General features: G+C 35.8%; 8 protein-coding genes and 2 pseudogenes. 3 read left to right on the top strand and 7 right to left on the bottom strand.

Annotation, left to right across the window (positions count from 1 at the left end; translation table 11 throughout):
* Positions 1 to 1,618, top strand: a pseudogene (locus PGOND44_RS15690) (hypothetical protein); the annotation flags it as partial.
* A 115-nt stretch (positions 1,619 to 1,733) separates the two neighbouring features.
* Here PGOND44_RS15690 and PGOND44_RS14535 read toward each other — a convergent pair.
* Together PGOND44_RS14535 and PGOND44_RS15440 are read right to left on the bottom strand one after the other, a co-directional pair.
* Positions 1,734 to 2,735: an NADP-dependent oxidoreductase gene (locus PGOND44_RS14535; protein ID WP_003445352.1), complete on the bottom strand. Its 1,002-nt coding sequence runs from the start codon at positions 2,733 to 2,735 to the stop codon at positions 1,734 to 1,736.
* A 235-nt stretch (positions 2,736 to 2,970) separates the two neighbouring features.
* A pseudogene (locus PGOND44_RS15440) lies at positions 2,971 to 3,183 on the bottom strand (hypothetical protein); the annotation flags it as partial.
* A gap of 247 nt (positions 3,184 to 3,430) precedes the next feature.
* Between PGOND44_RS15440 and PGOND44_RS14530 the strand changes: the two are divergent.
* Positions 3,431 to 3,832 (top strand): DUF2059 domain-containing protein, encoded by a 402-nt coding sequence (locus PGOND44_RS14530; protein WP_236612010.1) that lies wholly within the window; start codon positions 3,431 to 3,433, stop codon positions 3,830 to 3,832.
* A gap of 166 nt (positions 3,833 to 3,998) precedes the next feature.
* On the opposite strand, the gene PGOND44_RS14525 is transcribed toward PGOND44_RS14530, so the two are convergent.
* Positions 3,999 to 4,223 (bottom strand): hypothetical protein, encoded by a 225-nt coding sequence (locus PGOND44_RS14525; RefSeq protein WP_003445343.1) that lies wholly within the window; start codon positions 4,221 to 4,223, stop codon positions 3,999 to 4,001.
* A gap of 273 nt (positions 4,224 to 4,496) precedes the next feature.
* On the opposite strand from PGOND44_RS14525, the gene PGOND44_RS14520 reads away from it, so the two are divergent.
* Positions 4,497 to 5,171 carry a class I SAM-dependent methyltransferase gene (locus PGOND44_RS14520; RefSeq protein WP_003445341.1) on the top strand — a complete coding sequence of 225 codons (675 nt, stop codon included), beginning with the start codon at positions 4,497 to 4,499 and terminating at the stop codon, positions 5,169 to 5,171.
* Between the two features lie 58 nt (positions 5,172 to 5,229).
* On the opposite strand, the gene PGOND44_RS14515 is transcribed toward PGOND44_RS14520, so the two are convergent.
* From PGOND44_RS14515 to ltrA, 4 genes are all read right to left on the bottom strand, one after another.
* The gene (locus PGOND44_RS14515) at positions 5,230 to 5,535 is read right to left on the bottom strand and encodes a cytochrome c oxidase assembly factor Coa1 family protein (protein ID WP_003445338.1); all 306 of its coding nucleotides are present in this window, start codon (positions 5,533 to 5,535) and stop codon (positions 5,230 to 5,232) included.
* A gap of 215 nt (positions 5,536 to 5,750) precedes the next feature.
* Entirely contained in the window at positions 5,751 to 6,062 is a 312-nt protein-coding gene (locus PGOND44_RS14510) for a helix-turn-helix transcriptional regulator (RefSeq protein ID WP_040556273.1), read from the bottom strand.
* A 19-nt stretch (positions 6,063 to 6,081) separates the two neighbouring features.
* Positions 6,082 to 6,420 carry a type II toxin-antitoxin system RelE/ParE family toxin gene (locus PGOND44_RS14505; RefSeq protein WP_003445335.1) on the bottom strand — a complete coding sequence of 113 codons (339 nt, stop codon included), beginning with the start codon at positions 6,418 to 6,420 and terminating at the stop codon, positions 6,082 to 6,084.
* Between the two features lie 201 nt (positions 6,421 to 6,621).
* Positions 6,622 to 7,992 carry a group II intron reverse transcriptase/maturase gene (gene ltrA, locus PGOND44_RS14500; RefSeq protein ID WP_040556270.1) on the bottom strand — a complete coding sequence of 457 codons (1,371 nt, stop codon included), beginning with the start codon at positions 7,990 to 7,992 and terminating at the stop codon, positions 6,622 to 6,624.
* Between the last annotated feature and the right edge of the window lie 611 nt (positions 7,993 to 8,603).

Here is an 8,603-nt window from a genome sequence, read left to right as displayed (position 1 = left end):
TGCCAAAACAACTCAGGATGAACTTAGACTTTTAGTAGAAACTAATCGCGAAAGCGCCAATATCTTTAGAGATAAGTCGTTTTCCTTAATACTTCATACTTTAAAAGGCAGTAAGGTTTTTAATCTCAATTTTGAAAAATACCTTTCTTTTCCTTTTCTTTTTAACCTTAAGGAATTTACACCTGGTATGAATATACTCACCTTAATTGACCCTGATAAAAAAGTGATAGCGGAGCGTATATTTTTTAATTATAATAACCTTCCAATAACTACATTCAGTAGTCCAAAAATCAAGGCCTCGTTAGATTCATTAGAAATACAAATGAAGCCTAAGATGGCACTAGACAGCATAAAGGTGAGTGTCTCTGTTTTACCAAAAAATTCAATTGCCAATCAACATAAGCATTCAATCACGTCTTATCTCTTGCTGCAACCCTATATTAGAGGTGTAGTTCAACAGGCTGATTGGTATTTTAATGCGGTTGATAAGCACAAAATACAAGAACTCGACAAGCTATTAATCACTCAAGGATGGAGCGCGTATGACTGGGGTTCCATTTTTAATTCCGATTTTGAGATTCGTTATAAATCTGAAAATTTATTGGAGTTTGAGGCAACCTTAAATAAACCTACAGGGGAAAATCAGGAATTTCTGATTCATGCAAGTAACTCCAGCTCGCCTCAGGTTGTCAACATCCCTGCAAATAAAAAATCTTTCATTATAAATAATTTTTTTCATTTTGAAGATGATGAACTTGCTATTTCTAAAATGCAAGGGAACCAATTACTCCCTGCTAATCTATACGTAAGATTTTCGCCAAATACTTACCCTGATTTTAAGACAAATGCTCCTTTTGTTCAACCTAAAGTAGAAAAGACCTCATTAAATTATACTCAGGATCAACCTCAAGTTTTATTTGGAAAAGATAGAGAAGTACTCGATGAAGTTGTACTAGTAAAAAGGGTAGATAAAGTAAAGGAACGCGAGCGTAAGCTAGGCGCTGAAAAATGGGGCAGGGTTAGTGTTATAAATTACGATGACATCACACTTTTTCAAACCCTAGGTAGATACCTAGATTCCAAACCAGGGATTAGAGCCAATGAAAATGGAGGAGGCTTATCGGTGGTAAATCTATCTGCATCAAATCGAGTTAGACCAGATGGAAACACACCGCAAGGCCCGCAATTGTACCTAGACGATGTTCCTTTAGATGGTTCTTTTTTTGGTTTTTATTCTCTAGATAACGTAGATTATGTTGAAATAAATCTTAGAGGTTTTGGAGGGAGCTTTTTGGATGTAAATGGAAGTATAAAAATATACTCCAGATTTACGTCAGTTTTTGAGTCCTCTAAAACTGTAAATCCTCAGAAGTTTAACTATCCCGTAGCCTTTAGCCAACAAAAACAGTATTATATCCCCAAATTTGAAAGTTACACGAGTGATTTCTACCAAAATTATGGAGTAGTTGATTGGAAGCCCCTTCTCAAATTAAATGCAGCAGGAGAAATCTCATTCAAAATTAAAAAACCTCAAGTAGATTATCAGCTTATTATTCAAGGTATATCCTCAAACGGTACTTTAATACAAGACGTACAACAAATAAATGTAGAGAAATAATATTAATAATTTTGAATAGGATTCACCTCACCTAAAAGTACAGAATATTAAATCCAAAAAAGCGACTTGAATCATACTCAAGCCGCTATAATTTATAAAAATAAGCTCTAGTCGATTATAATTTCACCACCATTTTCCCTTTATTTTTCCCTTCGAAAAGGTCCAAAAAGGCTTGTGGTATAGTTTCAAATCCTTCTTGAATCGTTTCGGTATACTCAAGCTTACCTTCTTGTAACCACTTTGCTAATTGCTTAATTCCAGCAGGATGTTTATCGACATAATCGAAGATAACAAAGCCTTGCATCGAAGAGCTATTCTTAATTAGAAAAGGCTGTACACTTATGCTTTTGGGCAATTCTGTGTCATTGTAGACAGAGATGGCTCCACAATTTACTGTTCTTGAAAACTTATTGATATTGAAGAGAACCGCCTCCGAAATTTCACCTCCAACGTTATCAAAATAAACATCTACTCCATCAGGACAAGCTTTGGCAATGGCCTGAGTCATGTTTTCGGTAGTATTGTAATTGATACCTTCATCAAAACCAAAGTCAGATTTAATCATATCTACCTTTTCATCAGTCCCAGCAATTCCTACGACGTGTAAGCCGAGGATTTTCCCAATTTGTCCTACGATGCTTCCAACCGCTCCCGCAGCGCCAGAGACAACAAGAGTCTCCCCTTCTTTCGGTTTTCCTATCTCGGTAAGTCCAAGGTAAGCCGTCAATCCAGTCATTCCCAAAATACCTAAATAAGCAGAAAGCGGAGCTTGGCTAGGATCTACTTTTTTTAAACTATCCTCCTTGGCAACTTGAGTTTCTTTCCATTCTAAAACACCAGAGACAAAATCACCGACACTAAAATTATCACTCTTGGAGTCTATGACTTCAGCAATAATCCCAGAGACAATGGGTTTATTGAGCTCAAAAGGTTCAATATAAGACTTGGCATCGCTCATTCTCCCTCTTAAATAAGGATCTACAGAAACATAGGTTGTGCGAAGCAACACCTCTCCTTTCTGTAATTCTTTTACTTCTGAAGTAGTAAAATCGAAGTCTGATAATTTAGGGGTTCCTTTGGGTCTACTTTTTAGATTAATCGTTCTAGTCGTATTCATTATGTTTCAATTTTATAGTTAATCTATACTTAGGATGGCTTAGCTACCTCGTAAGGTATCTATTTAAATTTTATAGACTGCTGCTCTAGAGACTAAATTTAGCAAATACAAACCGAATGGACTTCTGAAGCCTAAATAAATGCATTCGTTTATGCTGTTGCTTTTTCTAATCAATCACTATAACTTATAAGTCCACTCCCCTACTAAAGTTGATCAATCTTACAATTGGAAGTAGTTATATAGACGTGTTTTTTAACCGCAAAGCATTGTCAATAACTGAAACCGAACTTAAGCTCATCGCCAATGCTGCAATCATAAGTGATAGCAGAATCCCGAAAACTGGAAATAAATCTACTGCTTTAATACGTATAGCTCTTGTAAGTAAGCGCAAAACCAGATTTTGTTTGATGTTTTTCATGACAGCATCACTTAAGTTTCTCGCCTTCAATGTTTGTAATTATAGTGTTGAAACTTAATGGTTGAATTCAGCATCGCATAGAAGTCTTATTTAAGATAACCCCCAAACATTCGATCAAGTATTCTCTTTGAACAGATTTATTGCTTTTCTCTAGATTACCTTACGTATGAGTAGATTTTAATGAATTTGCTATAAACTAAACTTTAATTTTCCTTTACAACTAAAAATGAATTTTCTATTTTTACCTCAAATAACTAAAACTACTAATCCCTTTATTATGAAGAAAACATTAATTATTTTATTGATTTGTCTGGGCAATTTCGGAATAACCCAAGCTCAAAATGAGTCGTTCAAAGAAGATGCGCTGAAGCTCACAAAATTATCAAATGATGCTATAGAAGCCTCTTTTAGTCAACTTTACGCCATGATTCCTGCAGAAAATTTGGACAGTTTTAAAAAAGATTTGAAGCCTATTATGGATACTTATTATTCGAAAATGGCTGAAATGTCGATGGAATATTATTCCCATGAAGATGTAAAACAACTATTGAAATTTTACGAGTCTGAACTTGGAGAAAAAATGCTAGAAACTCAATCGAAACTAGCTGTAAAAGGTATGGAAATGGGTCAGGGACTTAGTATGGAATTAATGCCTTTGGTACAAAAATATTCTAAGTAACTGATTTTAAAAATGCCGACACCAGTTTTTACAATTCGTGTTGGCTTTTTCAATTTACACGTCATCTATTCCTAAAGACATCCCTAAAAACAGCTTAGCTTTTGGTTATTTATGATTTCCCCCGACTTATTAAAATCAGTGATGGTTTCTAAATAAAGTATTTGGCTCACTCTATAATTTCATAGTCAATATCCAGCTTTCGCAAAGCTCTTAAAGCAGAGCCAGCGTTTTTATCTTCTAGCTCAATATCTACGGCATCTCCTTCTAAAAGTATATCTGTAAGTTCGCTAGACAATGGTTCATTAATACCAAGTGAAATCTCTGTAATACATTTAGCTATCGCTCTTTTATCTGGTCTTTGAGCATCACAAGACAATAAATTCAATTTCATATGAGTGATTTTGAATGCAATATAACAGAGTTGAGATAAGTATGGATTATACTTCCACCATTATTCGGTTTATTTACTCGATAATCGAGATTAAAATACTCCGAGGCTTGCCTTGAATTATAAACTTTTTCCTATATAATGTCTAATGTGCCTGCCCCGAGGCAATTTACTCAAAATGAAAGGGTGATACACAGAGCCGAAGTTGAAAATATGATTAATGAGGGGTGATACTAAAATTGGATACCTTCGTCTGCAGAAACCCATACGGTGGTGATGAAAGAAAAAGAAAACAAACCAAAGAGTATAAAAACCCCATGGCCAACAAAAGAAACTATGGAACAGATTTACGAAATGAAACTCTGGGGAGGCAACACCTCCGATTTCTATTCGGGAATGGGCTCCCATCATCCTGAAGTGATTAACCCCTACATAGAGGTTGTATCTTCATTTTTAAGATCCTTTCAAAACAGGCTTACTGTCTGCGACTTAGGCTGTGGTGATTTCAACATAGGAAAAGAGTTGGTAAACTATACCACAAAATACCATGCTGTTGATATAGTTACAAGTCTCATAGAGCGGAATATAGAAAAATTTAAGGAAGATCATTTAGAATTCCAGTGTTTAGATATTGCAGTAGATGAGTTGCCTTCTGGAGATTGTGCCTTACTAAGACAAGTGTTACAACATTTATCGAATACTGAAATTCAACGTATAGTGGGTAAGTTAAGAGTTTTTAGATATATCATCGTAACCGAACATTTACCCGAAGGAGATTTTATACCCAATAAGGATATTATTTCAGGCCAAGGAATTAGACTAAAAAAGCAAAGTGGCGTCAACTTGACGGCTGCACCATTTAACTTAAAGGTAAAGGAAGAAATGCAATTATCATCTAGTATTTTAAATGGCCAAAAAGGAACTATAGTGACTACACTTTATAAAATTTAAACTTCTATTTGGTGATCATATCCCAAACAACTTTTGAGTAGAGTAAGCTTACTACTTTTTAGAGCTCATCCATAATTTTAATCGTTTGTTTGTTATCATCTGGGTTTTTAATTCGGACATAGATCTTTTTATAGACCCACTTGCCCTCAATTCTATCTGGGGAAATATCCATCTTAGCTTTTCCTTTTGTCCCTTGTATCTGGATGGTAGAATTTACCGTTTGGTTGCCGTTGGTATAGTTAACTTCGCCCTCTAAAATCGCAAATTTGTCAATCGGTTCTATTTCACCGAGTAGTTCTGTAACTTTTTGACGTGATTTCACTTTTTCTAGGGCATTTTGATAAAGCTCAGTATCGGAATACACTTATTAGAAATGTAACCTTAAGGTTGAATTATTGAATTAAGGGTTATTTTTTTAATGTAAAGTGTTTATGTATGATTTCGTTGCGTGTTTTAGCAATAAAGTTAGCAAATAAATCACAGATTGAAAGTCTACGAGTCCCGACGCTTCGGGATTCGTAAGTAGGCTAGAACTAGCAATGAATTATACACGTTATTGTGTGTAGTGCTTTTCCCACTTTATGATAAGTTCAGATTTTGGTTTAGTAATTCGACATTAAAATTAATTTTTGCGTTTAATGCTTTAAATACTTTTAAAATCGTTTCAAATCGAGCGTCAGTCAAATGGTTTTCGAGTTTCGAAATCTGTGCTTTCTGGACACCGACCAACTCTCCAAGTTGGGCTTGTGTCAAGTTTCGTTCTTTTCGAGCTTGTTTGATTGCGTTTCCGATTAGGTCGAGCCGAAGTTCGTTCTCGAATTCGTCTCTTTTTGGCGTTCCTTTTTTTCCGATGTATTTGTCGGTCACTTCGTCCAAACTGTAAGTTTTCATTCCTTTCTTTTCCATATCGTTATTTTTTAGCCTCAAAATATTGTTTCATTATCCGTTCGGTTTTTTCAATTTCCTTTTTAGGTGTCTTTGCTGTTTTCTTTTCAATTCCGTGAGTTGATATAACGACAGTTTCGGTTTTATCTGTCTTGTCCCAAAAGGCAAAAAGGCGGTATTTAGTTTTGTTGTGAAGAGTTGGGAATTCCCAAACGTTGTTATTCAGCTTTTTGAAAAGTTCATTGTTACTGACAACTTGAGCTTTTAGCATATTGAATATGATTTTCTCACGTGCCTTTTCGTTGAGTCCGTTTAAAAATTCGTTCACTTCTTCCAGTAATTCGACCTTAAATTTCGGATTCATTCAACTTTATTATTTTGACAAAGATAAATGTTTCTTATTTAGGAAACAATTTTATTTGAAGACGAATTTTCGCATTACACAGTAGAGTAGAGCCTGATTGTTCTTCTCATATTCGCTATACGAATATAATAAAACAATCAGCGCCCCCTTCATCAAACCGTGCATGAAGTTTTCCCTCACACGGCTTACCGATAGATTTCTTTATTGGGCTTTCGCAAGGGTTTTCAAACGTGCATACTTTTCTATGTCAAATAGGTTGTAAAATTTAACCAAATTCTCATAGGGTCGCTGGCGTAGCTTCCGATGCGCTTTCCTTCCTTTGCACTTCATCCATTTAAATAATTTGTAATCCAGATGCTTTTTAATGATTTTTATGGTTTCCCAAATATGTGTAACCTTACTGATAGAAAAGTAATTTAGCCAACCTCTTAATAATTGATTAACCTTCCATACTATCCACTCAATTGTCCAATGTTTTCGATTTGCAAATAGTTCTCGCAATTTTGAAAACAGCTTGGAACGTGATTTCATACTGGGTCGTACATTGGTGTAATTCTTGGCATTCCATCCAAATTTGGACTTTATACTTCTAAATTCAAACCCCAAAAAGAACAAACTGCTCTTAATACTATGCAGAAGTTTGGTCTTTTCTTTATTTAACGTTAATCCCATATTATCCATTATACTATTGATATAGCCCAGTATCTCTTTGCTGAAATACCATTTACCCATCAATAGAAAATCATCTGCATAACGAACTATGCGGATGTTTGCCTTGGCAAACTTCCCCTTTGGATTGTTTACAATCTGGTCAAATGCATGGAGATATATGTTTGATAATAATGGCGAGATAACTCCCCCTTGTGGACTTCCTTTGGTACTCGCTACCAGCTTTCCGTTGGGTAGCCGTACAGGCGCGGTTAACCATTGATGTATCAAACTTAAAATGCTATGATCTACCAACCTTTTCTTTAGTAAAATAAATAATTTAGTATGCGGTATGGTGTCAAAATACTTCGACAAGTCCGCATCATAGACAAATTGATGCCTATCATAAATATTTTGTTTTACTTGCTTTATGGCGTCTTTTGCTCCTCGTTTGGGTCTAAATCCAAAAGAGGTGTGCTCAAAATCTGCCTCCCAAAGTGGCTCTATTAGCATCTTTACTGCCATTTGAACCACGCGGTCGCGAATTGTTGGTATTCCTAATACCCTAAAATCTCCTTCCTTTTCCTTGGGGATGAGCTTTTGCTTTACTGCTTTGCCCCTGTAGGTATGACCTTGTAAGTCTTGTTGAATCTCGCCAAGAAAAATAGATATTCCTTGCTTTTCAATAGCGTCAAAACTTTGATTATCTACACCTACCCCTTTAGAATAGTTGCTCCTAACTCGTCGATAGGCTTCTATAAGCGTATTGCCCTCACAGAGTTTTCCGTAAAGACTATAAGCCTTGAAGCCCTTATCTTGCTTGGCTCTAATATATAGCTTCCTCTGAAAAACACGAATTGTTGCATCGCTTTGCGATGGACTTGTTAATAGATTTACATCAATACTTGTCATTCTGTTTTTCATATAAGCATATCTAAAGTAGTGTCCCTTTCCTAATTAGAGTTTTGTTGTCTCCAACATCATAGGTACTATAAACACCTCCGACTTCTCTTGCTACAGCTAGTAATTTCGTAATACTTATGTACTAGCTTTTATAGTTGCCACCATTTGTAACAAGAGACCTCCCACAGCCTGCCCCGTTTTTTCGGGGTTTCGTAGTTTTCCATCTATAACCACGCCATCCCTATGACTCCGGTAGATTGTTACACTTCATGTTACTGTTTATCCATGCAACATAACAGGGTTCGAGATCGTCGAAACTCTCCCCAATCTACAGATACACTTATCGAAGCTACTACGGGTTCACACTTGTGTATTACAGCTTGGTTATTTGAACATGCCGAGCTTCAGCGAAATCCTCACAAATTTAACTGTCGGCAGCTCTTCTAAATGAACAGCAAATTATTTAGGTAGGATTTACACCTACTGGAAAACCACAACTTCGTGGCGCACCAACGTAATTGTGTATGGTTAGTTGCGTGGTTAAGCAACCAATTTAGCAAATAAATCACAGATAGAATATTCCGCAGGAATGTTCGTAAATCGGCAGTGACCTAGCAATTAATTATACACGG

This window comes from Psychroflexus gondwanensis ACAM 44 (assembly GCF_000355905.1).
In the GTDB taxonomy this organism is placed as follows: domain Bacteria; phylum Bacteroidota; class Bacteroidia; order Flavobacteriales; family Flavobacteriaceae; genus Psychroflexus; species Psychroflexus gondwanensis.
Note: the sequence above shows the minus strand (reverse complement) of the source record. Positions and strands in the feature narration are given on the sequence as shown.

What these genes read in the sequence shown, in the direction of transcription:
- PGOND44_RS14505 (WP_003445335.1), bottom strand. Translation starts at nt 6,420, where the DNA reads ATGAATCCGAAATTTAAGGTCGAATTACTGGAAGAAGTGAACGAATTT.
- ltrA (WP_040556270.1), bottom strand. Translation starts at nt 7,992, where the DNA reads ATGAAAAACAGAATGACAAGTATTGATGTAAATCTATTAACAAGTCCA.
- PGOND44_RS14535 (WP_003445352.1), bottom strand. Translation starts at nt 2,735, where the DNA reads ATGAATACGACTAGAACGATTAATCTAAAAAGTAGACCCAAAGGAACC.
- PGOND44_RS14520 (WP_003445341.1), top strand. Translation starts at nt 4,497, where the DNA reads ATGAAAGAAAAAGAAAACAAACCAAAGAGTATAAAAACCCCATGGCCA.
- PGOND44_RS14510 (WP_040556273.1), bottom strand. Translation starts at nt 6,062, where the DNA reads ATGAAAACTTACAGTTTGGACGAAGTGACCGACAAATACATCGGAAAA.
- PGOND44_RS14530 (WP_236612010.1), top strand. Translation starts at nt 3,431, where the DNA reads ATGAAGAAAACATTAATTATTTTATTGATTTGTCTGGGCAATTTCGGA.
- PGOND44_RS14525 (WP_003445343.1), bottom strand. Translation starts at nt 4,223, where the DNA reads ATGAAATTGAATTTATTGTCTTGTGATGCTCAAAGACCAGATAAAAGA.